Annotated in this window: 24 protein-coding genes; 5 read left to right on the top strand and 19 right to left on the bottom strand. The window is 66.4% G+C overall.

Annotated features, from left to right (window positions below; all coding sequences use genetic code 11):
• Positions 1-43: 43 nt before the first annotated feature.
• Positions 44-1,966 (bottom strand): PrkA family serine protein kinase, encoded by a 1,923-nt coding sequence (locus tag AB3X98_RS14305; protein ID WP_069265701.1) that lies wholly within the window; start codon positions 1,964-1,966, stop codon positions 44-46.
• A 363-nt stretch (positions 1,967-2,329) separates the two neighbouring features.
• On the opposite strand from AB3X98_RS14305, the gene AB3X98_RS14300 reads away from it, so the two are divergent.
• A complete protein-coding gene (locus AB3X98_RS14300; RefSeq protein ID WP_368606781.1) occupies positions 2,330-2,548 on the top strand; it encodes a hypothetical protein in 219 nt (72 codons plus the stop codon).
• Between the two features lie 195 nt (positions 2,549-2,743).
• Here the strand turns inward: AB3X98_RS14300 and AB3X98_RS14295 are convergent, their stop codons facing one another.
• The 9 genes from AB3X98_RS14295 to AB3X98_RS14255 form a co-directional block, all read right to left on the bottom strand.
• Complete coding sequence (locus AB3X98_RS14295) at positions 2,744-3,505, bottom strand: 2-keto-4-pentenoate hydratase (protein ID WP_069265700.1); 762 nt, start codon at positions 3,503-3,505, stop codon at positions 2,744-2,746.
• A gap of 379 nt (positions 3,506-3,884) precedes the next feature.
• Positions 3,885-5,672, bottom strand: a complete 1,788-nt coding sequence (locus AB3X98_RS14290) for a methyl-accepting chemotaxis protein (protein ID WP_368610264.1) — start codon at positions 5,670-5,672, stop codon at positions 3,885-3,887.
• Between the two features lie 202 nt (positions 5,673-5,874).
• Positions 5,875-6,816: a ribokinase gene (gene rbsK / locus AB3X98_RS14285; protein WP_368605374.1), complete on the bottom strand. Its 942-nt coding sequence runs from the start codon at positions 6,814-6,816 to the stop codon at positions 5,875-5,877.
• Positions 6,817-6,860: 44 nt separating this feature from the next.
• Positions 6,861-7,898: a LacI family DNA-binding transcriptional regulator gene (locus AB3X98_RS14280; RefSeq protein WP_069265698.1), complete on the bottom strand. Its 1,038-nt coding sequence runs from the start codon at positions 7,896-7,898 to the stop codon at positions 6,861-6,863.
• A 139-nt stretch (positions 7,899-8,037) separates the two neighbouring features.
• Positions 8,038-9,126 (bottom strand): ABC transporter permease, encoded by a 1,089-nt coding sequence (locus AB3X98_RS14275; RefSeq protein WP_141710712.1) that lies wholly within the window; start codon positions 9,124-9,126, stop codon positions 8,038-8,040.
• Entirely contained in the window at positions 9,123-10,835 is a 1,713-nt protein-coding gene (locus tag AB3X98_RS14270; protein ID WP_368605376.1) for a sugar ABC transporter ATP-binding protein, read from the bottom strand. The genes AB3X98_RS14275 and AB3X98_RS14270 overlap by 4 nt, the downstream gene beginning before the upstream one ends.
• A gap of 266 nt (positions 10,836-11,101) precedes the next feature.
• Entirely contained in the window at positions 11,102-12,064 is a 963-nt protein-coding gene (locus AB3X98_RS14265) for a sugar ABC transporter substrate-binding protein (RefSeq protein WP_069265696.1), read from the bottom strand.
• 166 nt (positions 12,065-12,230) lie between these two features.
• The gene (gene corA, locus AB3X98_RS14260) at positions 12,231-13,208 is read right to left on the bottom strand and encodes a magnesium/cobalt transporter CorA (protein WP_069265695.1); all 978 of its coding nucleotides are present in this window, start codon (positions 13,206-13,208) and stop codon (positions 12,231-12,233) included.
• A gap of 183 nt (positions 13,209-13,391) precedes the next feature.
• Complete coding sequence (locus tag AB3X98_RS14255; RefSeq protein ID WP_368605377.1) at positions 13,392-13,838, bottom strand: hypothetical protein; 447 nt, start codon at positions 13,836-13,838, stop codon at positions 13,392-13,394.
• Positions 13,839-13,979: 141 nt separating this feature from the next.
• On the opposite strand from AB3X98_RS14255, the gene cydX reads away from it, so the two are divergent.
• Both cydX and AB3X98_RS14245 read left to right on the top strand, forming a co-directional pair.
• Positions 13,980-14,159, top strand: coding sequence for a cytochrome bd-I oxidase subunit CydX (cydX, locus tag AB3X98_RS14250; RefSeq protein WP_368605378.1), 180 nt, complete (start codon positions 13,980-13,982; stop codon positions 14,157-14,159).
• Positions 14,156-14,749 (top strand): AAA family ATPase, encoded by a 594-nt coding sequence (locus tag AB3X98_RS14245; protein ID WP_368605379.1) that lies wholly within the window; start codon positions 14,156-14,158, stop codon positions 14,747-14,749. The genes cydX and AB3X98_RS14245 overlap by 4 nt, the downstream gene beginning before the upstream one ends.
• Positions 14,750-14,753: 4 nt before the next feature.
• On the opposite strand, the gene AB3X98_RS14240 is transcribed toward AB3X98_RS14245, so the two are convergent.
• Positions 14,754-15,857 carry a saccharopine dehydrogenase family protein gene (locus tag AB3X98_RS14240; protein WP_069265691.1) on the bottom strand — a complete coding sequence of 368 codons (1,104 nt, stop codon included), beginning with the start codon at positions 15,855-15,857 and terminating at the stop codon, positions 14,754-14,756.
• Positions 15,858-16,066: 209 nt separating this feature from the next.
• Complete coding sequence (locus tag AB3X98_RS14235) at positions 16,067-16,531, bottom strand: Lrp/AsnC family transcriptional regulator (protein ID WP_042265707.1); 465 nt, start codon at positions 16,529-16,531, stop codon at positions 16,067-16,069.
• Positions 16,532-16,755: 224 nt separating this feature from the next.
• On the opposite strand from AB3X98_RS14235, the gene AB3X98_RS14230 reads away from it, so the two are divergent.
• Complete coding sequence (locus AB3X98_RS14230) at positions 16,756-17,307, top strand: Spy/CpxP family protein refolding chaperone (protein WP_368605380.1); 552 nt, start codon at positions 16,756-16,758, stop codon at positions 17,305-17,307.
• 157 nt (positions 17,308-17,464) lie between these two features.
• Positions 17,465-17,899, top strand: coding sequence for a PGDYG domain-containing protein (locus tag AB3X98_RS14225; RefSeq protein ID WP_368605381.1), 435 nt, complete (start codon positions 17,465-17,467; stop codon positions 17,897-17,899).
• A gap of 69 nt (positions 17,900-17,968) precedes the next feature.
• On the opposite strand, the gene AB3X98_RS14220 is transcribed toward AB3X98_RS14225, so the two are convergent.
• The 7 genes from AB3X98_RS14220 to AB3X98_RS14190 all read right to left on the bottom strand — a co-directional run bounded on the left by AB3X98_RS14220 (position 17,969) and on the right by AB3X98_RS14190 (position 24,581).
• A complete protein-coding gene (locus AB3X98_RS14220) occupies positions 17,969-18,334 on the bottom strand; it encodes a DUF3022 domain-containing protein (RefSeq protein WP_069265748.1) in 366 nt (121 codons plus the stop codon).
• Between the two features lie 31 nt (positions 18,335-18,365).
• On the bottom strand, positions 18,366-19,175 hold the full coding sequence (locus AB3X98_RS14215; RefSeq protein ID WP_368605382.1) for a YhfC family intramembrane metalloprotease: 810 nt from the start codon (positions 19,173-19,175) through the stop codon (positions 18,366-18,368).
• A gap of 114 nt (positions 19,176-19,289) precedes the next feature.
• Positions 19,290-20,387 carry a LacI family DNA-binding transcriptional regulator gene (locus AB3X98_RS14210; protein ID WP_368605383.1) on the bottom strand — a complete coding sequence of 366 codons (1,098 nt, stop codon included), beginning with the start codon at positions 20,385-20,387 and terminating at the stop codon, positions 19,290-19,292.
• The gene (locus tag AB3X98_RS14205) at positions 20,384-21,349 is read right to left on the bottom strand and encodes a 2-hydroxyacid dehydrogenase (RefSeq protein WP_368605384.1); all 966 of its coding nucleotides are present in this window, start codon (positions 21,347-21,349) and stop codon (positions 20,384-20,386) included. Before AB3X98_RS14205 ends, AB3X98_RS14210 begins: the two co-directional genes overlap by 4 nt.
• A gap of 21 nt (positions 21,350-21,370) precedes the next feature.
• Positions 21,371-22,654, bottom strand: coding sequence for an MFS transporter (locus AB3X98_RS14200; protein WP_368605385.1), 1,284 nt, complete (start codon positions 22,652-22,654; stop codon positions 21,371-21,373).
• A 98-nt stretch (positions 22,655-22,752) separates the two neighbouring features.
• On the bottom strand, positions 22,753-23,721 hold the full coding sequence (locus AB3X98_RS14195) for a sugar kinase (protein ID WP_368605386.1): 969 nt from the start codon (positions 23,719-23,721) through the stop codon (positions 22,753-22,755).
• A 62-nt stretch (positions 23,722-23,783) separates the two neighbouring features.
• Positions 23,784-24,581, bottom strand: a complete 798-nt coding sequence (locus AB3X98_RS14190; protein WP_069265684.1) for a TIM barrel protein — start codon at positions 24,579-24,581, stop codon at positions 23,784-23,786.
• Between the last annotated feature and the right edge of the window lie 128 nt (positions 24,582-24,709).

Raw genomic sequence — 24,709 nt, 5'->3', positions numbered from 1 at the left:
CGCAAAACTGCGGCAGCGCACTCGGACGGTAAAGCCTCTTCGTTCACGACGACTTGCGCACCCGCAGATACCAGTCGCAGAGCAACCGGACCTGCTTCGGCGTATAGCCCTTCGCCACCATGCGGTTGACGAAGTCTTCGTGCTTGCGCTGCTCTTCCGCCGATCCTTTCGCATTGAACGAGATGACCGGCAAAAGTTCTTCCGTGTTCGAAAACATTTTCTTTTCGATCACCACGCGCAGCTTCTCGTAGCTGATCCAGGCCGGGTTCTTGCCGGCGTTGGCCGCACGCGCACGCAGCACGAAATTCACGATCTCGTTGCGGAAGTCCTTCGGGTTGCTGATGCCCGCGGGCTTCTCGATCTTCTCGAGCTCGGCATTCAACGCCGCGCGATCGAAGCTTTCGCCCGTGTCGTGATCGCGGAACTCCTGGTCCTGAATCCAGAAGTCGGCGTACGTGACATAGCGGTCGAAGATGTTCTGCCCGTATTCGGAATACGACTCGAGGTAGGCGGTCTGGATCTCCTTGCCGATGAACTCCGCGTAACGCGAGGCCAGCACGTCCTTCACGAACGACAGATACTTCTGCTCGGTTTCCGGCGGGAACTGCTCGCGCTCGATCTGCTGTTCGAGCACATACATGAGGTGCACCGGATTCGCGGCCACTTCAGTCGAGTCGAAGTTGAACACGCGCGAGAGGATCTTGAACGCGAAGCGCGTCGAAACCCCGTTCATCCCTTCGTCCACGCCCGCGAAGTCGCGGTACTCCTGGTACGACTTCGCTTTTGGATCGGTGTCCTTGAGGTTTTCGCCGTCGTACACCTGCATCTTCGAGAAGAGACTCGAGTTCTCCGGCTCCTGCAGGCGCGTGAGCACCGACATCTGCGCCATCATCTTCAGCGTGCCAGGCGCGCACACGGCCTCGGCCAGCGACGAATTGCGCAACAGCTTCTCGTAGATCTTCATCTCTTCCGAGTAGCGCAGGCAGTACGGCACCTTCACCACGAAGATACGATCGAGCAGTGCCTCGTTGTTGCGGTTGTTGCGGAACGCCTTCCACTCCGACTCGTTCGAGTGCGCGAGGATGATGCCGTTGAACGGAATCGCCCCGAATCCTTCGGTGCCCTTGAAGTTGCCTTCCTGGGTGGCCGTGAGAAGCGGGTGCAGCACCTTGATCGGCGCCTTGAACATTTCGACGAATTCGAGCAGGCCCTGATTCGCGAGACACAGGCCGCCCGAGTAGCTGTACGCGTCGGCGTCGTCCTGGGCATATTGCTCGAGCTTGCGGATGTCCACCTTGCCGACGAGCGACGAGATGTCCTGATTGTTCTCGTCGCCAGGTTCGGTCTTCGCGATGCCGATCTGGCGCAGGATGGACGGGAAGCGGCGCACCACGCGGAACTTGCGGATGTCGCCGTTGTATTCGTGCAGGCGCTTCACGGCCCACGGGCTCAAGATGCTGCGAAGGTAACGGCGCGGTATGCCGTATTGCTCTTCGAGTATCGGGCCATCTTCGTCGTAGTCGAACAGCCCGAGCGGAGACTCGTTCACGGGCGAGCCCTTGATCGAGTAGAACGGCACGCGCTCCATGAGCTGCTTCAGACGCTCGGCGATGGAGGACTTGCCGCCGCCCACCGGACCGAGCAGATAGAGAATCTGCTTCTTCTCTTCGAGTCCTTGCGCCGCATGGCGGAAGTACGCGACGACCTGCTCGATCACGTCTTCCATGCCATAGAACTCGCGGAATGCGGGATACACCTTGATGACCTTGTTCGCAAAGATGCGCGACAGACGCGGATCGTTGCGGGTGTCGATCTGTTCGGGTTCGCCGATTGCCGTCAGCATGCGTTCGCCAGCCGTGGCGTACGCATTGGGATCTTCCTTGCAGAGCGCGAGATACTCCTCGAGCGAGAACTCCTCCTCTCGCGTTTTTTCGAAGCGGGTCGCGAAGCTGCTATAGATATCCATGCTACCTCCTCGCCAAGATCTGCGACCGATGTCGTGCGCGGCGCGCTATTCGGAAACGACATCGCTCAAATTCATCCTAAACCCTTTTGAAATTTTTCGCACCGTTAAATCGCGCCTGATGTGCCCTCTAAAGCTAAGCATTATTGAGCGCTTGGAGGGCGCCAGACAACGACTTACAATGATCTTCCCTACTGGTGCAAATTTCAGACCGGGGTCACGCTCCTTCCCACATGCTGTGCCTGCGTGTTGGCTCATTCCATCGGGCGGGGCATTCGCAGCACGCCAATTTTTACCTGATGTTCGACCGGCTTTTCGCCTTGTCATGCGGCCTGTCCGGCACTCCGGCATACACAGCGCCTCTTCATGAAACGCACCAACGCAGCGCCGGTGCACACCCATTCGTTACGATTTGTTCGCGAGCCCGCAGAACGCGCGCGCATTGCGAACTGCCACGCAAATGTTGTGAGCACGCGTCAATGCGATTTTTTTCCCGTTTTACGCGTCGATTTCGCCGTCGTCGGTGACCTGCCGCGCATTCTTGCGCGGATGCCAATCGACGCTGACCGGCCCTGTCGGCAGTAATGGTTTTCCCGCTCCAATCGGACGACGCGCGAACGCCACGCGATGAAGATGACGCGCGTGACAGGCTGCCAGGTTTACACCCATGGGACGCACAACGCGTACAAAAAAATAAAGCCGCCGCGCAATGCGCGCGGCGGCCGTTCGTGAGAGCAAATATGACAGGTGCGACAGTTACACGATGCGCCCCTGGGCGACCTAGACGAACTCGACTTCGACTTCCCCTAGCCCGTCGATGTGGCCGTGCAGGAGGCCCGGTGTATCGATGCGGTGCGCACCGACATAGGTGCCGGTCGTAATAGTCCATTCGGGCTCGATCGTGATGCCCATGGCGGCGCAATGATTGACGAACCAGACCAGCAGTTCGCGCGGATCGCCCGCGGGGTTGCCCGGCGCCTCCGGCACGAGCGAGGCGCCGTCGAACGTCAGTTCGAGCTCAGGCGCGACGAAATCGAGCACGCGGGCAAGCGCTGGGTACGGCAGCGCATGGCCGGTCACGAGTGCACCATTGTTCTGTGCATCGGCGAGCTGGGCGAGCGGCGCGACGTTGGGCCACTGCGCGAAACGGCTGTCGACGATCTCGATGGCCGGCACGATCTGGCCCACGCGCGCGAGCACCTCGTCGCGCGCATAGGCTTCGGCGCGCGGGACGATCGGTTCCGAAAAACGAAACGCGATTTCCAGTTCCACGAGCACGCGGAAAAAGTGGCGGCGCTCGAAGCGCGCCGGCGAGGCGTGCACGAGCGGCGCCGGGATCGGCGCGCCGGAGGCAGGGCCGCCGGGGGCGCGTGCGCCCACTTTCCAGCCGCCCGTGGTCGTCTCGAGCCCGGCGAGCACCGCCTGCTGGATCGCGTAGGCCGTGGCCGCGTCGGGCGGCACGCGCTCGGGTTCCAGCGTTTCGATCAGATGATGATGCCGGCGCGCATTCACGAGGCGTTGCGCGAGATCGTCATGCGTCATGTCGGGTTCCTTGTTTGTGCTGTCATGCGGCGCTGGCGCTCGATGCCGGCCAATCCGTCCTGCCTGGCGCGGTGCGCCTGCCTTGCCCCTGCGGGGCGGGTCGTTCCTCCTGCGGTGCCACCCCGTTTGGGCCGCGCCCGGACATCGGCGCGGGCTGAACCGTCCAGCACGACGCCATGCCGCTCGCGGGCACCGCTGGGCGCCGCAGTGTAGCGCGCCGACCGGGCCGCGCAGATGACACGGCTGACAATGTACCGTAACGGCGCCCACATGGCGCACGGCGGGGCCGCACAACGGGGTCAAAGGCGTAAAAAAAGCCGCTGCGGCACAGCGGCTGGCTCTCGTGCGCGGACGGCCCGCGCGGCTTGGCGGATGAATGTCAGAAGGTTTCCCAGTCGCCGTTCGAACCGGCAGCCGACGCCACCGCGCTCATGGGCGCGCGGGGGGCTGCCACGGGCCGTGCGGCCGGCTGGGCGGCGGCGGCAGCCGGAGTGCTGCGCGGCGCGCGCTTTGCGGCAGGCGCAGCTGCCCCGGCTCCCGATGCCTGGCGCGTGGCAGCAGCACGGGCGACGGAAGCCGTCCTGGCGGCTGCCGGCGCAGGCTTCACCTGCGCTGCGCCCAGCGCTGCGTCTTCCAGATTGAATACGGCGACGGCCTCGCGCAGGCGTCCCGCCTGGTCCTCGAGCGACTGCGCCGCGGCGGCGGCCTCCTCGACGAGTGCCGCGTTCTGCTGGGTCACCTCGTCCATCTGCGTGACCGCACGCGCGACCTGGTCGATGCCGCCCGACTGCTCCTGCGAAGCCGCCGCGATCTCGCCCATGATGTCGGTCACGCGCTGCACCGCGGCGATGATCTCGGTCATCGTGCGGCCCGCCTCGTCGACGAGCGCCGAGCCCGCCTGCACGCGCTCGACCGAGGTGTCGATGAGCCCCTTGATCTCCTTGGCCGCCGCCGACGAGCGTTGCGCGAGGCTGCGCACCTCGCCCGCCACCACGGCGAAGCCGCGCCCTTCCTCGCCCGCGCGTGCCGCTTCGACGGCCGCATTGAGCGCGAGGATGTTGGTCTGGAACGCGATGCCCTCGATGATCGTGATGATGTCGGCGATCTTCGCGGAGCTGTCGTTGATGTCGCCCATCGTGCCGACCACCTGATTGACGACCGAGCTGCCCTTGTTGGCGATTTCCGAGGCGTTGGCGGCGAGCGCGCTGGCCTGGCGGGCGTTGTCTGCGTTCTGCTTCACGGTGCCCGTGAGCTGTTCCATGCTCGACGCGGTCTGCTGGAGCGCCGATGCCTGCTCTTCGGTACGCGACGAGAGGTCGAGGTTGCCCGCGGCGATCTCACGCGTGGCCGTGGCGATCGATTCGGTGCCCGAGCGCACCGAACGCACCGTTTCGGTGAGGCTGCGCTGCATCTGCGCGACGCCGCCCAGCAGTTCGCCCATCTCGTCGTTGCGGCGCACGACCACGGGCCGGCGCAGATCGCCGGCGGCGATCGCATGGAAAGCGCCAAGCGCTTCGCCGAGCGGCTCCGCAATAGCGCGGCGCAGCGAGAAGAACGAATAGGCGGCGGCGCCGATACCTACGAGCAGCGCCGCGATGCACGCGACGCGCAGCTCCGAGAACGCGGCCTGGGCGTCGTCGAAGCCCTGCTGCGCTTGCGTCATCTGGAACTTGTCGAGCACGGCGTCGGCCTTCGAGAGCCCGTCGTAGGCCTCCTTGAGCGCCTTGGCGCCGGCCACCACCTTCGCCTGATCGCCCGACTGGACGGTCGTCATGAACTGGTCCGCGATCTGGTGCAGGGCCTCGCGCCGGGCTCCGACATCCTGAGCGAGGCGCGCTTCCTCGCCGGCGTGCGGCAAGGCCATGTACTTCTTCCAGAAGTCGTCCGACACGCCACGCAGCATGCGCGCACGGTCGACCGTCGCCGCGGCGTCGGACGTACCCTGTTCGAAGGCGGCCCGGTCGAGCGCGAGACGCTCGCGTGCCGCATAGATTTCGGCCAGATTGACCGCGTGCGAACTGGGCATCTGGTCGGTGAAAGTCTCGCGATACGCGTCGTTCGAACGCGTGAGACCCAGCAGCCCGACCGCACTGATCGCGACGATCAACGTCGCCAGAAAGCCCATCGTGATGCCAATGCGCGCCTTGATACTGATGCCCTTGCCCATGACTCCCCCAACGCTTGTGATATGGTCGGGCCCAACGCCCGACATCGAGTGGTCGCTCTAACAGGCGTTTACGGCACAGGATTTCAAGGTCTTGAAATGTGTATATGGTATGAAGTATTGGCGAAATACAATCAGGCGCGGCGCGAATAAGCCGCGCCGTGGCCGGTCATGGCTTAGATGCCAGCGAGACGTGCTGATGCGCTCAGCCCGCGAGTTCGGCGAGCGTGGGAATAGAGGGTTGAGCGCCCGCGCGCGTGACTGAAACCGACGCCGCGCGCAATGCGAAAGCAATGGCTTCGAGCGCGGGCGCCCCGGCAGCCAGGCGCGCGGCCAGACCGCCGATGAAGGTGTCGCCGGCCGCCGTCGTATCCACCGCATTGACGCGTGGCGCGGGCAGATGGACCGGCGCGGCGCCGTCGAGCAGCGCACATACGCCCTGCGCTCCGAGCGTCACCAGCACGTTGCGTGCGCCCGCCTCCCGCAGCGCCGACGCCGCCCGCGCCGCCTCTTCCGGCGTGCTCGCGGGCAAGCCGGTGAGCGCGGCCGCCTCCAGTTCGTTCGGTACGAGATAGTCGATGAGCGGGAGCCACTGCGCGGGCAGCGGCCCCGTGGCGGGTGCTGGATTGAGGATGGTGATCTTGCCCAGGCGCCGTGCAGCGGCGAGCGCGGCCGCCACAGCGTCAGTGGGCGTTTCGAGCTGGCAGACCACGACGCCGGCCCGCGCGAGCACGGCCTCATGGCGCGCGATCGTTTCGGGCGCGAGTTCGCCGTTGCTGCCGGCCACGATGACGATGGCATTCTGGCTCGCGTCGTCGACGATGATCAACGCCACGCCGGTCGGCGCGCCAGGCGACGTTTCGAGCGCGCCGCAGTCGATACCTTCTGCCATCAGCCCCGCGCGCAATACCTCGCCGTTGCTGTCGGCGCCGACCCGGCCGATCATCGCCACCTGGGCGCCCAGGCGTGCCGCGGCCACCGCCTGGTTGCCGCCCTTGCCGCCGGCCACCTGCGCAAAGGCACGGCCCGCGAGCGTCTCGCCGGGAGACGGCAAGCGCGGCGCGCGCGCGACGAGATCCATGTTCAGACTGCCGACCACGGCCACGCGAGCGCGTGCGTCGGTCGGCTTTGCTGCGTCAGTCGTCACGATGCCTCCTCGATGGCTTGCGCCTTCGCTACGGCCGCCCTGCCTCAGGCCGCGAGCGGCGCGTATTCCTCCGCACCGACCCAGGGCCCCGTCGATTCGCGAGCGAAGAGCGTAGGCGGCATGACGCGCCGGCGCGCCCTCGCGCCTTCCTCACGCGCGTTCGCGATGCGCTCGATCAGCGTGAGCGCCGCCATGTCGCCGAGCGCACGCGCGGGCTGGCCGACCGTCGAGAGCGCGGGCCAGGTGAAGTTGCCGAGCTCGATATCGTCGAAGCCGATGATCGAGCAGTCGCCCGGCACGCGCAAGCCGCGCTCGGCGGCCGCGCGCAAGGCGCCAATGCCCATCATGTCGTTGCCGGCGAAGATCGCAGTGGGCCGCACGCTGTCGAACAGTTGCGCCGCCGCGCGGTAACCGCCCGCCCCGGAAAAGTCGCTTTCGACGATGGCGCCCGGCGCGATCTCCACGCCCCGCTCGGACATGGCGCGCAGGAAACCGTGCATGCGCATCGCGCTCACCGCGGTCGTCACCGGCCCGGTGATGCAGCCGATGCGCGAGTGCCCGAACTCGAGCAGATGCCGCGTGGCGAGCCAGGCGCCGCGCTCGTGGTCGATCTGCACGAGATCGGCGTCGAGTCCCTCGATGTTGCGGTCGATGACGACGATCGGCTCGCGCGTATCGGCAAGCGTCGAGGCGAGCACGGCGTCGTCACCGGCCGAGGCGACGATGAGGCCGTCGATGCGCTTTTCCTGCAGCACGCGCAGGTAGCTGCGCTGCTTGGCCGGGTCGTCGTCGGAGTTGCAGAAGAACACGCAATAGCCCTTGCGCGCGCAGGCGTCCTCGACGCCGCGCGCAAGCTCCGCGAAATACGGGTTGGTGCCGTTCGGCACGAGCAGACCGACGGTCGCCGTGGCACGCGCCTTGAGCGAGCGCGCCACCGCCGACGGCACGTAGTTCAGGTCGCGGATCGCGCGCTCGACCTTGGCCCGCACGTCCGCCGACACCGGACGCGAATTGTTCACCACATGCGACACCGTCGTGAAAGATACCCCCGCCACGGCGGCCACATCCTTGATCGTCGCCATCTTTATGTTGCTCCTGCTTTTTTGCTGCCCTGTTGCTGCCGGCTCTCTGCGCGCCCGTTGTAGGTTTGGTCTGGCGTCGCTTTCCCGGTCATTTCCGTCGGCCCGCGCTGCATTGCGGACCGCGCCCTCGAAAAAATTGTTATGTCCTGCTGCCTCTGCGACTTCGCCTGCTGCGGTACGTGTCGAGCACGACCGCCACGACGATCACCGCGCCGGTGATGATCCGTTTGGTGGGCTCGTTCGCGCCGATCTGCGCGAGCCCCGCGGCCAGAACCGAGATGATCAGCACGCCGAAGAACGTGCTGATGACCGAGCCGCGCCCGCCCATCAGACTGGTGCCGCCGATCACCACGGCGGCGATCACCTGCAGCTCCAGCCCCGCGCCCGCGTTTGGATCGGCGGCTTCGAGGCGCGAAATCTGAAACAGCGCCGCTAGCCCGGAAAGCGCGCCCATCAGCGCGAACACGATCACCTTGTACGGCCGCGGATCGACGCCCGCCAGGCGCACCGCCTCTTCGTTGGTACCGATACCGATCAGATACCGTCCGAACACCGTGCGCGTCAGCGTGAGCTGCGCGATCACCATCACCGCCACCGCGATCAGGAACGCCGGCGAGATGCCGAATGCGATCGGGTTCGAGAGAAAGTCGAACGCGTCGCCGATATACGCCGTGCGCGAATTCGTCATCTGGTACGCAAGCCCGCGCGCCGCTTCGAGCACGCCGAGCGAAACGATGAACGACGGGATGCGCCAGCCCACCGTCACCGCGCCCGTGAGCGTGCCCGTGGCCGCCGCGGCGACGAGGCCGAGCAGCGCCGCCGGCAGCGCGCCCCAGCCCCACTTGAGCGACGCCACGCTCACCACCGAAGCGCCGAGCGCGAGCACCGAACCCACCGAAAGATCGATACCCGCGATGATCAGCACGAAGGTCATGCCCACTGCCATCACCACGAGATCGGGAATCTGGTTCGCGATCGTGCTGAACGTATCGTACGTGAGGAAGTGTGAACTCAGCAGCGAGAACAACACGATCATCGCGATCAGCGCGAGCGCGAGGCCCAGGTAGTTCGAAAAGCCGAAGCGCGTGCCCACGGGCTTGCCGCTCGCCTGCATCGCATGCGGCGCCGACACCGGCGCAGCGCCCGGCGCGATTTTGGTCGAACTGGTACGCCCACCGATTTCGTCGCCGTGCGGCGACGGTTGCCCGCGCAACGGGTCGTTCGTCATGAAGCGCTCCCTCGTGGGTCGTCGTTGCGTTCATGGGGCTTGCGCGTTTCCCTGTGTGGCGGCACGTCGCCCATCTCCGGCAGATCGCGCGCGTTCGCGACCAGCGCATCCTCGGCGCGCAGCCCCGCGAAGGCGGCGGCGAGCAGCTTGTCCTGGCTCCACTCGTCGCGACCGTAGATGGCCGTCATCTTCCCCGCCGACATCACGCCGATGCGGTCGCAGATCAGCATCAGCTCGCGCAGGTCACTCGATACCACGACGAGCGCCCGGCCTTCACGTGCGAGCGCGCCCATCAGCGCGTAGATGTCGAACTTCGCCCCGACGTCGATGCCACGCGTAGGCTCGTCGAACAGCACGACGCGCATCGACTGCGTAATGTCGCGCGCGAGCCAGCGGCCGATCACCACCTTCTGCTGGTTGCCGCCCGACAGCTCGCCCACCGGCTGCGCGGGTCCGGACGCGCGGATTCGCAGCGCGTCGATCTGCGTGCGGGCCAGCGTGTTCTCGCGCGCCGCGTCCACCACGCCATAGCGCGAGACCGCGCCTACGTTGCCGAGCGTCACGTTCGCGGCGAGCGGCTGCGGCAACAGCAGCCCTTCGCCCTTGCGGTCCTCGGTGATGAGCGCGATGCCAAGCTTAACCGCATCGGCGGGCGAGGCAATCTGCACGGGTTCCGGCGCCGCGCCCGGCGTGGGCGCCAGCGCCACCGTGCCGCGCTCCATGCGGTCGGCGCCGTAGATGAGCCGCATCAGCTCCGTTCTGCCCGCGCCGATCAGCCCCGACACGCCGAAAATCTCGCCGGCGCGCACTTCGAACGACACGTCGCGCACAGCCTTCGCGCGCGTGAGCCCGTCCACCTTCAGGAGCGGCGCGCCGATGCGCCGCTGCCCCAGATCGATGCGCTCGCCAAGCTCGCGCCCCACCATCAGCGCGACGATGCGCTCGGGCGTGAGGTTGGCCATGGCGTCCACCCGCACGAGCTTGCCGTCGCGCAGCACCGCGACGCGCTGCGCGATGCGCTCGAGTTCTTCGAGCCGGTGCGAGATGTAGACGATCGCCACCCCGCGCGCCTTCAGCCGCGCGATCTGCTCGAACAGCAATTCGACCTCGCGAGCCGTGAGCATGGCCGTCGGCTCGTCGAGGATCAGCACGCGCATGTCGCCGCCATCGCCATGATCGGCCGCAGCGGCGCTGCCGACCAGGTTGCGCGCGATCTCCACGAGTTGCTGATGCCCGATTCCCAACTCCCCGACCGGCGTATCGGGGTCGATCGCCTCGAGTCCGACCTGCGCCATCGCGGCCCGCGCGTCGTCACGCAGCCGCCTGCGATCGATCCAGCCGAACCGCAGCGGCCCCGACTGCGGCAGGCGGTCCAGAAACAGGTTCTCCGCAACAGTGAGCGTGGGCAGCAGGTTCAGCTCCTGCATGACCATGCGCACGCCGAGCGCCTCGGCTTCGCGGCGGCTCGCCGGGGCGTAGGGGCGGCCCATCAGCGTCATGCTGCCCGCACTCGACGCTGTGAGGCCACTCACGATCTTCGAGAGCGTGCTCTTGCCCGCGCCGTTTTCCCCCGTAAGCGCAAGCACTTCGCCGGCGTGCAGCGCGAGGCTGACGTCGGCGAGCACCGGCTGCTCGTAGGTCTTCCCGACGCCCGTCACCGTAAGCACGGCGGGCGCAGGTGACGCTACGTCGGGGACATTTGCATCCATCACGATCCTGTAGTCGCGAGCCGCGCCGCCGGGTTCAACCGGTGAGTCGCGCCGCCCGGATACTGCGGGTCCGCACCGCCGCCGCACGCTCCGGTAGAGCATGCCTCGAACGGCGCGCTGGGCAGCGATACGCCGCCCAGCGGAAGACGGCCGCCCATGCGGTCATCCCGGTACAAATAACGGCTGCGCGGCGAGATTCTTGAGCGCTTATTGCGTTGCGCACGCAAATACCGCCGCGGCACGGCATGGCGCCTGCCGGCAGCGCTTTACTTCGTGACGAGCACCACGGGCGTTTCGACGATACCCGACAGCTCCGACTGCTTCTTGTGCTCCTTGAGCGCCTTCAGGGCCGTGTCGATGCCGAACACGGCCTGTTTCGCCGCGAACTGGTCGGCGGTGGCGAGCACGCGGCCGTCCTTGAGCATGGGCTTGATGGCGCCGATGTTGTCGTAGCCGACCACGTACACCTTGCCCTGCTTGCCCGCCGCGCGCACGGCCGACACGGCGCCGATCGCCATGTTGTCGTTGCCGCACAGGAGCGCCTTGATGTCGGGGTATTCATTGAGCATGGCGGAGGCGACGGCGTTGCCCTTGTCGATCTCCCATTCGCCCGACTGCGTCGAGACGATCTTCGCGCTCACGGCGTCCATCGCGTCCTTGAAGCCCGCGGTGCGCTGCTGTGCGTTGGTCGTGGTGGAGACGCCCTCGACGATGCCCACCTGGTCGCCCGACTTCAGGCGCTTGGCCAGGTAGTCGCCCACGAGGCGGGCGCCCTTGCGGTTGTCCGGGCCGACGAACGGCACGTTCAGGTCCTTGGACTTGAGCACGTCGGCGTCGAGCTTGTTGTCGATGTTCACGACGATGATGCCCGCGTCCACCGCCTTCTTCACGACGGGCACGAGCGCCTTGGAGTCGGCGGGCGCGAGCACGATGGCGTCGACCTTCGAGACGATCATCTGCTCGACGATCTGGATTTGGGCGGCCGTGTCGGTCTCGTTCTTGATGCCGTTGGTGATGAGATCGAACTGGTCGGCGTTGTGCTTCTGATAGTCCTTCGCGCCGGTCTCCATGGTGAGGAAGAACTCGTTGGCGAGCGACTTCATGACGAGCGCGACTTTCGGCTTGTGAGGCGCCTGTGCGCGGGCCGCGAGCGGCAAAGCGCCTGTTACGGCGGTCGTGGCGAGCGCGCTGGCGGCGAGAAGGATGCGGCGGCGAATGCGGGAGTTCATGTCTGGAAGTCTCCGGTTTGTCGGGCCCGGCTGGGCCCTGCTTTCTGGTTATGCGCAAACGTTTTCTGCCGGCCCATTCTCGGCGCAGGCGCTCAACGATGTCAACTTTGCTCTGTCACTGGCGTCGCTGCCGGCCATGCGGCGGCGCAACAACGCCCGCACCGCCTTAGAGCCAGTTAATACGACGAAACAGGAAAAACAGGAAGATATCGAGCACGAGCATGGCGGCGAGGCAGATCTGGTAGCCGAATCTGAAGTGCAGCTCCGGAATGTGCTCGAAGTTCATGCCGTAGATGCCCGCGATCATGGTCGGCACGGCGAAGAGCGCGGCGAAGGAACCGAGCCGCTTGGTCACTTCGTTCTCCGCGAGCGAGATCATGCCGAGGTTCACCTGGATCGCCGTGACGATCATTTCGCGGCGCGCGTCGATCATGTTGGACACGCGCACGAGGTGGTCGTACACATCGCGGTAGTACGCCTGCATGCCCACGCAGATCTGCGGAATGCGCCCGCCCACGAGCTTGCCGACGGCATCGACGAGCGGCGTGACGTGATGCGCGAGGATCACGAGACGACGCTTGAGCGAATAGAGATCCTCGATGATCGCGCGCGAGCCCGCGAGGTCGTGCTTGTCGAAGATGCGGTCCTCCAGCTCCTCGATCTCGCCGGAGAGCGTTTCGAGCACCGGCGCGTAGCGATCGACCACGCTGTCCATCAGCGCGTAGAGCACGAACCCGGAGCCTTCGCGCAGCAATTCGGGCTCGCGCTCGCAGCGCGCGCGAACATCGCTGAAACCCTGCTGCGCGCGGTGGCGCACCGAAAGCACGAAATTGGGGCCGGCGAAGACGTTCACCTGGCCTGTGATGACTTCGCCGTCGTCGTCGAGTTCGAGCGTGTGGAGCACGCAAAAAAGCGTGTCGCCATATTCCTCGATCTTCGGCCGTTGGTTGCCGTTCATCACGTCTTCGATGGCGAGCGCATGCAGGCCGAACTCCTCCTTCATCGCCGCCATTTCTCCGGCGTCCGGGTCCTTGAGCGCGACCCAGACGAAACACTCGGGCTTCGCCAGATAGTCGCTGATGGCTTCGACTGTGACGTCGGCCAGTTTCTTGCCGCCTTGATACGCGACGCAATTGATTAGCATGTTCCTTTTCTTCCGCGCGGCGGGTCGCGCCCGCGCCGCTTCGAGTTGCACCGGTTGCCAAGTGTAAGGTGTTCCGTCGACCGACGGCGTCTGGACGGGGTGCCCGAGCGGCGCGCGTCCGGCTGACTGGGCCTGAGAGCACTGCCCGTGCCCGCCGTGCAACGGCGGCGGCGAACTGGGAGGCTACTGCGCGACGCGGCGGATGCCGATGCGGTCATCCTTGTCGAAGGTGATGCTCGCGCGGTTGGTGTAGCGCGGATCCACAAGCAAGCGCAGCTCGATCACGGGATCGAACTGCGTCGTCACGGCGATGCGGCGCACGCCGGGCTTCAGGTAGAACGTGACGTGTTCGCCGTCCATGAGGTCGGTCACGCGTTCACCGTCGATGTAGACGGGCGCGTCGCGGAATTTGACGATGACGTTGCGGGTGCGCTCGCGGCGCACGTCCACGGCCACGAGGCCCTCGCCCGGCTCGGTGTAGCCAGGCTTCAGGATGCGTTCGGCCGGCACGGGCTTGAACGGCATGGGCTGCGGCTGCTCCTCGGCACAGCCGCCGAGTGCGAACGCGGCGACCACCGTGACGGCGGCGGCGAGACTCGCAATCGATCTGCGCGACGGCAAAGGCGGCATGGGCGCTTTCCCCTTTTCTGACTTCTGGCTCCCGGTTCGCGCCCATCATATCCGTACGGGCGCCAGACCGATCATCGTTGTTATATGCTTTGGGGACTGCGCGGCAGCGCTCGCAACCGGCATTAAGAGGAGGCAACGGCCATGTGGTACTTCTCGTGGATTCTCGGCATCGGCGTTGCGCTCGGCTTTGGCATCATCAACGTGATGTGGCTCGAGGCCAACGGCAAATTCCTGAACGGACACGGACCCGAGCAAAACGGCCTGGATAACGCCCCGTCGGCGAACGCCGGCACGCAACACGGCGAGGCACGCCGCCGGTGACAAGACTGGTGTTCTTCTGCGGCCACGCCGGCGCCGGCAAGACCTCGCTCGCCAAACGCCTGTTCGCCCCGCTCGCCCGCGAGACCGGCGAGCCGTTCTGCCTGCTCGACAAGGACACGCTCTACGGCAGCTATAGCGCAGCCGCGATGGGCGCGCTCACGCACGACCCGAACGATCGCGACAGCCCGCTTTTCCTGCAGCATTTTCGCGAACCCGAGTACCGCGGGCTCATCGACACCGCCCGCGAAAACCTCGAACTTGGCGTGAGCGCGCTCGTGGTCGGCCCGCTGTCGCGCGAAGTGCGCGAGCGCAAGCTGTTCGACCGCGCGTGGCTCGGTGTCGGTCAGGAGGTGGGACTCACCGTGGTGTGGGTGCATACGAGCGAGGAAACGGCGCACGCGCGCATCGGCGCGCGCGCCCATCCGATCGACGCCTACAAGCTCGCTCACTGGAACGAATACCGGCAGCGGCGCTTCATGCCGTCGGGCGCGCAGCTCGACGGCCTTCTGCTCTTCGACAACAGCGCGCCCGCCGCGGCCGACTACGACGCGCTGCTCGAGCGCATCGTGTCGGCAACGGCATCGACCTGAGACGTCAGGCCGCCACCTTCGCGCGGCTGTCGAGCGTCGCGCCTTCGTACACCTGACCGAAGCGGTTCGCGAGGAACTGCTGGAGCGACACCTGCTCCTGGCGCACGAACCCGGCTTGCGGCAGACGCTTTTCGCGGAACAGATCGAGCACCGCGCACATGGCGCCGGCGGTGGTGATCTGGATCGCGCTCATGGGCACGCCGCACACCGTCTTCGCGAAGATCTTGCGCGTGAACACCTCCTGCACGAGCTTGCCGTCGCGCATGCCGGTCACCGTCATGAAGATGAGCACGACGTCCTGCTCGGTTGCGGGCACCGAGCGGCGCAGGATGGACTTGAGCGTGTCGCGGTCGCTGGAAAGGCGCAGGTCTTCGAGCAGGAACTGCATGAGCGCGCGATGACCCGGATAACGCACCGACTTGTAGTCGAGCGATTCGACCTTGCCCGAAAGCGTTTCGCAGAGCGTACCCAGGCCGCCCGACGTATTGAAGGCCTCGTACTCGACGCCGTCGAGCGAGAAATGCTCGAGACCTTCGAGCGGCTGCACCCACTGCGTGCGACTTTCGCGAATCGCTTCGCACGGCTGGCAATACTCGTTGATGAGACCGTCGACGCTCCATGTGAGGTTGTACTTGAGCGCGTTGGTGGGAAACTGCGGCAGCGCGCCTACGCGCATCTTGACGTCGCGGATCTCGGTGAAGCGGCTCGCGAGCGCATGCGCCGCTATGCCGATGAAGCCGGGCGCGAGACCACATTGCGGCATGAAGACATGATCGGCGTCGTCGGCCAGCGCGCGAATCGCGTGGGTCGCACGCACGTCTTCGGTCAGATCGAAGTAATGGACGCCTGCGCCCTTCGCCGCCGAGGCGACGTTCACGGCAAGGTAATACGGCAGCGCGTTGATCAGCACGTCATAACCTTCCAGCGCGCCGCGCAGCGCGGCGGCGTCGCCGGAATCGACACGCGCGGTGGGAATGCCCTGCGCCGCAAGCGGCTCGAGCGATTTCGCATCGCGGTCGAACGCCGCGACTTCGTAGTCGCCGCTCTCACGCAGCATGTGGGCAATGGTGTGGCCGATCAGGCCGGCGCCTGCAATCGCAACTTTCATGTGTCATCTCCTTTGGTTTTCTATGCTTGGGGATGGGCAGCGCCCGCTCAAACACAGTCTAGGGAGAGACAAATACGGTTCATAGACGCAAAACGATGCGTTTCGACCGACATTTTCGTCATTATGACGACAATTTTCGTCGAAATGACGAAACCATTCATTTTCGATGGCGAATACCTCGCCGTTCGGGCCGCGGCTCAGCCCTCGATTCAGCCCGTCACCGAGCCGCGATCGACCTTGCGCGCAAGCACGATCGATGTGGTCGTGCGTTCCACGCCGGGTATGCCGCCAATCTGGTCGAGCAGGTCGTTGAGGCGGTCGGGCGAATCGGCGCGCAGCCACGCCACGTAGTCGTACTCGCCGCTTACCGCGCACAGCAACTGCACTTCGGGCATCTTGCCGAGGCGCTTTTGCACATCGGGCCCATGGCGCGGCGCGATGATGAGTCCGACCCACGCCTGCAGGCTCGCGTCGAGCACATCCTGGCCGAGGCGCACGCCGTAACCGGCGATCACCTGAGTGCGTTCGAGCCGCTCGATGCGCGCAAGCACCGTGGTGCGCGCGACGCCCAGGCGCCGTGCGAGATTCGCGACGCTTTCGCGCGCATTTTCCTGCAGCAGCGCGACGAGGCTGCGGTCGAGGTCGTCGAGTTGATCGAGGCGCGGAGGTCTCATCGGGCGGTGTCTGTATGGGAAGTCTGAACGGCGTCATTATCGCGCGCGGGTGAGCACGCCGGCGGCGCTCGCGTCGCGCAAGTCCTGCGCGACGGGTATTTCCACGCGTTTCGTTTGTAAGCAAGTGTCGCAGCCGGGGCGTCGCGAAGCGAGAACGTGGTACTAATAGCGCCTGCAGCCATTCTGGCCATGCTACCCGCTACGAAATGATTCAAGGAGTCACAATGAAGAAAGCTTTCGTCATCCTTGCCGTCTCGCTCTCGATGAGCGGCGCGTTCGCGCAAAGCGCTGCGCCGGCCGCTTCGGCAACCGCCGCGGCCGCGTCGAGCGCCGATGTGCGCGCCGCGCAGCATCAGCAGCGTGTCGAGGAGCGCATCACGTGGCTGCACACGCAGCTCAAGATCACGCCCGAGCAAGAACCGCAATGGAAGACGTTCGCCGACACCATGCGCAGCAACGGCGAGACCATGGCGAATCTCTTCAAGCAGCGCGCGGAGAGCGAAAGCTCGCGCAACGCGCTCGACGACATGAAGCAGTATGCGCAGATCGCCCAGGCACACGCGGACGACATGCAGAAGCTCGTCTCGGCGTTCGAGCCGCTCTACACGAGCCTCTCGCCGGAACAGAAGAAGCTCGCCGATCAGTCCTTCCGCCACGGCAATGAGCACGGCCCGTCGGGCAAGCCGGGCCATCCGAAGCACAAGGGCAAGGCCAAGCCGTCGGCAGGCGACGCAACGAGCGACACCGAAGCGGCCAGCACGCCGGCCGCGCAGTAAGACGGAGTAAGACGCACCCGCGAATCGGGCCGCGCTCCCATGTGCGCAACGGCCCGATCCAGGGTACCCTTGCGGACCGCGCGACGGCCGGGCGAAACTGCCCGGCCGTCGCTTCTTTGAAAGCCGCTTTTTGTGAAGCCCGTCCGCTGCTGCCGCCATGATTGAACTGACCCAACTCGACCTGCGTGTCGACCCCGCCGCACAGCGCGTCGTCAAGGACGAGACCGTGAGCGTCGAGTTTGCGGCCGTTGCCGGCGAGCTGATGAGCCTCGAAGGCCCGAACCGCTATGCGCCCGGCGACGCGATCATCACCGGTTCGACCGGCGATCGCTGGGTCGTCTCGCGCGATCGATTCGATGCGAAGTACCTGCCGGCGAGCGACACCCTCGCTCACGGCGAGGCAGGCGCGTATCGCAACCACCAGGTCGTGGTGCTCGCAAGGCGCATGGACGAGCCGTTCACGCTCGTGCGTTCTGCCGGCGGCGACCGGCTTGGCGGCGTGGCCGGCGACTGGGTCATGCAATACGCACCCGGCGACTATGGCGTCGTGCAGGCCGCACGTTTCGCCAAGGTCTACAAGCTCGCCGACTGAATCTCAGCGCAACGCAAACTGGGCGCACTGCGCCCATCGCTTCAAGCCAATGCGCTTCGAGCAAGCGCTTTACGCAAATTCTTCGTCCAGCGCGATCGTCACCTCGCGCGGCACATCTTCGCCCTTCGCGTGCTGTTCCTCGAGCGATTCGATCGTCGCCTCCACGTAGGCTCGCAACACCGCGAAGCTGCGCCCGCGCAGCCGCGGCGGCAATGCGCGATAGCGTGCGAGCGCGGCGGGTGCGATTGCCACCGTGAGCGCCATGCGGCGCGCCTTCGAGCCGAAGCGCATCGCCACCCAGTGCACGACCAGTTGCGGCACGCCGTTTTCATTCGGCTCTTCGGCAAAGCGCGTCTGCTCGGGAAAGATGTCGGCGATCACGCGGGCGAGCTCGTCGAATTCGGGGCTCGCGCATTCAAACAGATAGGCTTCCATTGACGCCAGAAAAAAGAAGTAAGACGCGCACTTACGCCGCGCGTGCGACGCGCCGCTGCGGGCGGCACGTCCTGAAAAGCACGACGGCGACCATCACGGCCGCCACCACATACAAACCGTCCACGGCCACGAGCGGCACGAGACGCGCCTGATACATCGCGGCAGGCACGTCGATGAGCGCGTGCACGAGGATCGCGAGCGGCAAAATCCCCTTCCATCCTGCGCGCACACCGCGCCACATCAGCACCGACAAGCCAATCTGGAACACGAACGCGGCCGTGCGCTCGAGCGCAAAGACGCCCGCGAAAAGCGGCGAAAGGCTAGCGAGAATCAGATGCACGCGCAAGACCGAGTCCATCGTGAGATTGGAGAGATGCTCGTCGAGATCGCCGCGATTCGCGAGCACCGCGAACACGATCCATTGCAACTGCACGAGCACGCCGACGAACCACGCCTCCGCACCCGCATGGCCGATGCCGTAGCCGAAGGCCGAGCTGTCTGCGGGCGCGTTGGACTTGCCTGCGCCGCGGCGCGCGATGAGCCGCATGGCGATATAACGCCCGACCTCCTCGCACACGCCCGCCGCGAGCGCGCCGTACAGCACGAAGAAAACGGGGTTCGAAAGGACCTGCGCGACGGCGGCGTTGCCGTGCAGCATGTAGTCGTTGATGGCGCGCTCGATCACAGCCACGAACAACGCGAAGATGGCGACGCCCGTGACCGTATCGCGCCAGTCGAGCGCGAACGGCACACGCAGCCGGCGATACAGCGATACGGGCAAGGCGGCGACAAACAGCGTCGCGAGCGATAGGCAGACGAGCGTGATCGGAGCTACGGACATGGGCTTCCTTATGACGTTCGGCACGCACGCACGCGCGCCGCAGCCCGAATGATCGCAGATATCGGCGCTTGCGCGCAGCCCCGGCTGCGCGAGAGCCCCGCAATCGCGCCGTCCTCACCCCAGCGTCGAAGCCCTCACCACCAGTTCGCCCTCGAAGGCCGCCGCGCGTGCCTTGGGCGCCGCGCCCTCGATGCGCTCGTGCAGAAACTCCACCGCGCGATAGCCGATCTCGCGCGTCGGCTGGCGGATCGTCGTGATGCCGGCAAGCTCGGCCCACTCCGGATCGTCGATGGCGACGAGCGCCACGCGCTGCTGCCACTGCGCGCCGAGGGCCGCTTTCAGATGCAAGGCGAGGCGCAGCGCCACCGGCGCATTGGCCGCGAACAACGCGCAACGCGCACCGCGTGCCAGCGCCTGGGCCACGTGGGTGTCGAGCGCCGCGAGCGCGGTTTGCACGGTGGCTTCGTCGTGGAGATCGAGCACGTGCGTGAGGCCGCGGGCCGCGCCCTTCGTAGCCTGCATCGACTCGCGAAACGCCGCTTCGCGCTCGCGCCGCGAACTCACCTGTTCGAACGGCTGCACGACGAACACGATGTCGTCGTAGCCGCGCGCAAGCAGATGCTCCGTGCCGAGGCGCACGGCCGCCGCGTTGTCGAGGCCGACCATGTCCGCATCGAGGCCGTCGACGGTCCGGTCGATCAGCACGGCCGGAATGCCGCCGCTGCCCACGGGTTTCAACATCGATTCGCGCACGCCGAGTGCGTTGACGATCACGCCTTCCACGCGATACGTGGTGAGCAGCTGGAGATAGCGCCGCTCCATGTCGATCTCGTTCGCCGCGTGGCAGATGAGCGGCATGTAGCCGAGCGCGTGACACGCCTCTTCCACGCCCTGCAGAATCTCCACCGAATAGGGATTGGCGAGATCGGCGATCAGCAGGCCGAGCAGACGGTTGCGGCCGCGCTTGAGCCCGCGCGCCATCTGGTTGGGGCGATAGTCGAGCCGCTCGATCGCCGCCTCGATGCGCGCGCGCAGGTCGGGCGAAAGCACACCCAGCTCGCCGTTCAGATAGCGCGAGATGCTGGTCTTGCCTGTGCCGGCTTCGCGCGCCACGTCGCTGATGGTCGCGCGGCGCGGCGCCGTGGCCGCGGCGCCCTTTTCCGCCGTATCGACGTCACGCTCGCGATCCGCGCCGCCCGCGGCCATGCTCATCGCGCGAGCACCTCGCGGTTGACGACGTTCACATCGAGCGTGCCAGCGAGCGCCGCGACGAGGTTCTCCGCTGCGCAGCGCGCCATCGCGTGACGCGTCTCGTGCGTGGCCGAGCCGATGTGCGGCAGCGCCACCACGTTCGGCATGCGCAGCAGCGGCGACGCGGGATCGATCGGCTCGCGCTCGAACACATCGAGGCCCGCGCCGTGGATCGTGCGAGCTTCGAGCGCCGCGATCAGCGCTTTTTCGTCGACGGTCGCGCCGCGCGAGGCGTTGATGAGAATCGCGCTCTTCTTCATCTTCTTCAACTGTTCCGCGCCGATCAGATGGCGCGTGGCGTCAGTGAGCGGCACCTGGAGGCACACGAAGTCCGCGCTTGCGAGCAGTTCGTCGAGTTCGACACGGCGCGCGCCGTAGTTGCGCTCGGCCGCTTCGTTCGGGCTGCGGTTCGTGTAGAGCACCTTCATGTTGAAGCCGAGCGCGGCACGGCGCGCCACGGCGCCGCCGATGCGCCCGAGCCCCACGATGCCGAGGGTTTTGCCCTGCACGTCCACGCCGAATTGCGCCGGGCCGATGCTGCCCTTCCACTGGCCCGCCTTGACCCAGTCGGCCAGCTCGACCACGCGGCGAGCGCTCGCGAGGATCAACGAGAAGACGGTGTCGGCCGTCGATTCCGTCAGCACGTCGGGCGTGTGGGCGAGCACGATGCCGCGCTTGGTGAGATCGGCCACGTCGAACTGGTCGTAGCCCACGGAGATCGTCGAGAGCGCCTTCACGCGCGAACCGTCCAGCATCGCCGGTGCGATCTTCACGCTCGCGCCGATCGCGCCGTCGGCGTCTTTTAGCGCGGCGGCGAGTGCGCCGGGCTGGTCGGCATCGACGTCGATCAGTTCGGCATGCTCGCGCAGATAGTCGGCGACATCGGCGGGCAAGGCTTTGTAGACAACGATTTTCGGCTTCATAAGTGCGCTAGAAAAGAGAGGTTATTTTCCGTGAGCCGGCGATGCATAACCACGGGCGGCGGCGCGCTGCGGCTTGACGGCGAGCGTGAGGCCCACTGAAACGAGCAGCGCCGCGCTCATGAACGCATAGGATGCCGCAGGCGAGCCCGTCGCGCCATTCAGATACCCGACCACATAGGAGCCGACGAACGAGCCGAGCGCGCCCATGCTGTTGATGAGCGCCATCGCACCGCCGGCCACGTTCTTCGGCAGCAGCTCCGGCACGATCGCGAAGAACGGGCCATACGGCGCGTACATCGCCGCGCCCGCCACCACGAGCAGCGCGTACGAGATCCAGAAGTGCGTCGAGCCGAGTGCGTAGGAGAGCGCGAAGGCGAGCGCACCGACCAGCAGGAACGGCCACACGAAGGCGCGGCGATTGTCGAGCTTGTCCGACGCCCACGAGGCGGCCAGCATCGCAATGGTCGCCGCGAGATACGGCACGGCGGAGAGCCAGCCCGTTTCGACCATGCCGAGCGCCGAGCCGTTCTTCACGATCGACGGCAGCCACAGCACGAAGCCGTACACGCCGATGCTCCAGCAGAAGTACTGTGCCGAGAGCAGCATCACGGCAGGCGTGCGGAACGCCTCGGCATAGTTGCGCACCGGCTTGATGGCGGCCTGCTCGGCGCGCATCGCGGCGTCGAGTGCGCGCTTTTCATCGTCGGAGAGCCAGTTGACTTGTGCGGGCTTGTCGCGCACGAGCAACCACCAGCACACGGCCCACAGCACAGCCGGCACGCCTTCGGCGATGAACATGTGACGCCAGCCGAAGGCATGCACGAGATAGCCCGAGACCACCGACATCCACAGCACCGTGACCGGATTGCCGAGGATCAGGAACGTGTTGGCGCGCGAGCGCTCCTTCTTCGTGAACCAGTTGCTGATGAAGATGAGCATGGCGGGCATCACGGCCGCCTCGACCACGCCGAGCACGAAACGGATCGCCATGAGCGACGGAATGTTCGTGACGACGCCCGTGAGCGCGGCGCAGCCGCCCCACAGCACGAGGCTCACGAACACGAGCGTGCGCACGCTGCGGCGCTCCGCATACACGGCGCCCGGCAGCTGGAAGAAGAAGTAGCCGAGGAAGAACAGCGCGCCGATCAGCGACGAGAGCCCCGGGCTGATGCCGAGATCGCGATTGATGCCGGCCGCCGAGGCGAAGCCGTAGTTGGCGCGGTCGAGATAGGCGAGGCTGTACGTGATGAACACGATCGGCATGATTGCCCACCAGCGGCGCGGTGCGAGCGAGGTTGAGGTCATCGGTGTCTCCAGTTGAATGGGGCTCGGTACCTGACAGTGCCGCCCTCTGGTCTCATGTCGTTTGGCGCGCCGCACTTTGCGTTGCGCCGCCTGTTCCGCTATGCGGCTGCCTGCGTTTGCGCGGCTTCGAGCGCATCGAGCTGCGCGCGCGTCGGCAAGCCTTCCGCGTCGCCGATCACCTGAACGGCCAGCGCGCCGATGCGGTTGCCGCGAGCCACGGCCGCGGCAAGCGACCGGCCCTCGAGCAGCGCGCTCACCACGCCCACGGCAAAGCCGTCGCCGGCGCCCACGGTATCGACCACGCGCTCCACGCGCTGCGCCGCGACGCGGCCCTGCTCGCCTTCGGCCGTGGCGTAGTACGCGCCCTCTGCGCCGAGCTTTACGATCACGCCGCGTGCGCCGCGCGCAAGATAGAACTGCGCGATGGCTTCCGGGTCGTCCGAACCCGTCAGCACAAGGCCTTCACCGACGCCGGGCAGTACCCAGTCGGCGAAGCTCGCGAGTTCGTTGAGCGTGCCAACCATTTCGGCTTGCGAGCCCCACAGCGTCGGGCGCAGATTCGGGTCGAACGAGATCGTGCGCCCCGCGGCGCGCATCTCATGTGCAAGCTTGAACGCCAGTTCGCGTGAAGAGGAAGAGATGGCGGGCGCCACGCCGCTCAGGTGCAGATGGCGCGCGCCGAGCACATAGCCGGCCTGATAGTCGCGAGCCGAAAGCTTGCTCGCCGCCGAGCCGCGACGGAAATACTCGACAGCGGGATCGCTGCCGTCGTCGTTCCTCGACTTGAGCTGGAAGCCGGTCGGAAAGCGCGTGTCGGTGCTCACGCAACGCGCGTCGATGCCTTCGTGCGCGAGCACGTCGCGCACGAACTGGCCGAACGAGTCGGCCCCCACGCGGCTCATCCAGCCCACCTTGAAACCGAGGCGCGCGAGGCCGGTCGCGACATTGAGTTCCGCACCCGCCGCGCGCTTCGTGTAATGGGCGACCTGGGCGAGCGGCCCCGGCTCCGTGGCGACGAACATCGCCATCGCTTCGCCGTAGGTGATGACATCGAGTGCTTCGGTCATGACATGCGTTCCTGATGAATCGTATGGAGTCTGGGGCGCGGTATCGAGGCTTCGCGCGGCGCTCAAGCGGCCGCGAGCCATTCGACGTAATGCGCGGCGTCTGCGTGTACGCGCGCCGGATCGAACGGAAACTCGATGCCGCGCGGCACGTGTGTCGGCAGCAGCGCGAGTGCGGCGCGGCACAGCGCGTCGTCGTCGCCCGGCGCGGCAGCGAAGCGGCGCGCGCCCTCACCCACCACGGCCTTGCAATGGATGTATTCGACGTGCGGCGCGAGCGCGGCGGCGGCGAGCAGCGGCGGCTCGCCCGGCCATTGCCAGTTGCCGATGTCGAATGTCATCCCGATCACACCCGGCGCGCCGCCGTCGCGCAGCGCGTTGAAGAGGCCGATGAACTGGTCGAGCTTGCCACCCTGCTCGAGCTGGCCGTTCTCGACGACGACGCGCGGGCCGTTGCGCGCGTCAACGGTGTCGCCCGTGCGTGCGCCCAGTGCTTCGAGCAGGCTCGCGAGGCGCGCCGCGCTGGCGTCGCCGGAGAAACCGCCCAGTTGCAGCTTCACGAAACGCGCACCGAGCGCCCGTCCCGCGGCGACCGCGGCGCCAAGCGCCGCCTCGTTTAGCGCGCCATCGTCGCCATAGAGCGCGTCCGGTGTGGACCAGACGCGCCACAACCCTTCGTCCGCAAGCGCCTTTCCGAGCGCGCGCAGCGCTTCGGGCTGCGCGTCGGCATCGTGCATCAGCTCGCGCCGCACCTCGAACGCGTGCGCGCCCGCGCGCCGCGCGAGCCGGCTCCACGCCGCGTGACCGTCACGCCAGATTGCCTGCGCCCCGAACGCGCTCGCCACGATTGCTACTTCCGCCATTGCCGTCATCCCGTTGCCTGCCGTCGCGCACTTCGTTTTTTGGAACCGGTTCCAAATCCAGCCCGAAAAAAAGCGCCTGCGCGCCGGTTAATTAGAGCGGATAGTGCGCGTTAGCCGCTTGGGCCGCC

The sequence above is a fragment of the Paraburkholderia sp. BR14312 genome, assembly GCF_040948675.1.
In the GTDB taxonomy this organism is placed as follows: domain Bacteria; phylum Pseudomonadota; class Gammaproteobacteria; order Burkholderiales; family Burkholderiaceae; genus Paraburkholderia; species Paraburkholderia nodosa_A.
The sequence above is the reverse complement of the archived record's forward strand: the minus strand, read 5'-3'. Positions and strand labels throughout refer to the sequence as shown.

What these genes read in the sequence shown, in the direction of transcription:
- AB3X98_RS14230 (WP_368605380.1), top strand. Translation starts at nt 16,756, where the DNA reads ATGAAGAAAGCTTTCGTCATCCTTGCCGTCTCGCTCTCGATGAGCGGC.
- AB3X98_RS14280 (WP_069265698.1), bottom strand. Translation starts at nt 7,898, where the DNA reads ATGGCGACGATCAAGGATGTGGCCGCCGTGGCGGGGGTATCTTTCACG.
- AB3X98_RS14275 (WP_141710712.1), bottom strand. Translation starts at nt 9,126, where the DNA reads ATGACGAACGACCCGTTGCGCGGGCAACCGTCGCCGCACGGCGACGAA.
- AB3X98_RS14255 (WP_368605377.1), bottom strand. Translation starts at nt 13,838, where the DNA reads ATGCCGCCTTTGCCGTCGCGCAGATCGATTGCGAGTCTCGCCGCCGCC.
- AB3X98_RS14290 (WP_368610264.1), bottom strand. Translation starts at nt 5,672, where the DNA reads ATGGGCAAGGGCATCAGTATCAAGGCGCGCATTGGCATCACGATGGGC.
- AB3X98_RS14215 (WP_368605382.1), bottom strand. Translation starts at nt 19,175, where the DNA reads ATGTCCGTAGCTCCGATCACGCTCGTCTGCCTATCGCTCGCGACGCTG.
- AB3X98_RS14190 (WP_069265684.1), bottom strand. Translation starts at nt 24,581, where the DNA reads ATGGCGGAAGTAGCAATCGTGGCGAGCGCGTTCGGGGCGCAGGCAATC.
- AB3X98_RS14305 (WP_069265701.1), bottom strand. Translation starts at nt 1,966, where the DNA reads ATGGATATCTATAGCAGCTTCGCGACCCGCTTCGAAAAAACGCGAGAG.
- AB3X98_RS14220 (WP_069265748.1), bottom strand. Translation starts at nt 18,334, where the DNA reads ATGGAAGCCTATCTGTTTGAATGCGCGAGCCCCGAATTCGACGAGCTC.
- AB3X98_RS14205 (WP_368605384.1), bottom strand. Translation starts at nt 21,349, where the DNA reads ATGAAGCCGAAAATCGTTGTCTACAAAGCCTTGCCCGCCGATGTCGCC.
- AB3X98_RS14270 (WP_368605376.1), bottom strand. Translation starts at nt 10,835, where the DNA reads ATGGATGCAAATGTCCCCGACGTAGCGTCACCTGCGCCCGCCGTGCTT.
- cydX (WP_368605378.1), top strand. Translation starts at nt 13,980, where the DNA reads ATGTGGTACTTCTCGTGGATTCTCGGCATCGGCGTTGCGCTCGGCTTT.
- AB3X98_RS14265 (WP_069265696.1), bottom strand. Translation starts at nt 12,064, where the DNA reads ATGAACTCCCGCATTCGCCGCCGCATCCTTCTCGCCGCCAGCGCGCTC.
- AB3X98_RS14240 (WP_069265691.1), bottom strand. Translation starts at nt 15,857, where the DNA reads ATGAAAGTTGCGATTGCAGGCGCCGGCCTGATCGGCCACACCATTGCC.
- AB3X98_RS14200 (WP_368605385.1), bottom strand. Translation starts at nt 22,654, where the DNA reads ATGACCTCAACCTCGCTCGCACCGCGCCGCTGGTGGGCAATCATGCCG.
- AB3X98_RS14210 (WP_368605383.1), bottom strand. Translation starts at nt 20,387, where the DNA reads ATGAGCATGGCCGCGGGCGGCGCGGATCGCGAGCGTGACGTCGATACG.
- AB3X98_RS14195 (WP_368605386.1), bottom strand. Translation starts at nt 23,721, where the DNA reads ATGACCGAAGCACTCGATGTCATCACCTACGGCGAAGCGATGGCGATG.
- AB3X98_RS14235 (WP_042265707.1), bottom strand. Translation starts at nt 16,531, where the DNA reads ATGAGACCTCCGCGCCTCGATCAACTCGACGACCTCGACCGCAGCCTC.
- AB3X98_RS14295 (WP_069265700.1), bottom strand. Translation starts at nt 3,505, where the DNA reads ATGACGCATGACGATCTCGCGCAACGCCTCGTGAATGCGCGCCGGCAT.
- AB3X98_RS14225 (WP_368605381.1), top strand. Translation starts at nt 17,465, where the DNA reads ATGATTGAACTGACCCAACTCGACCTGCGTGTCGACCCCGCCGCACAG.
- AB3X98_RS14300 (WP_368606781.1), top strand. Translation starts at nt 2,330, where the DNA reads ATGAAACGCACCAACGCAGCGCCGGTGCACACCCATTCGTTACGATTT.
- corA (WP_069265695.1), bottom strand. Translation starts at nt 13,208, where the DNA reads ATGCTAATCAATTGCGTCGCGTATCAAGGCGGCAAGAAACTGGCCGAC.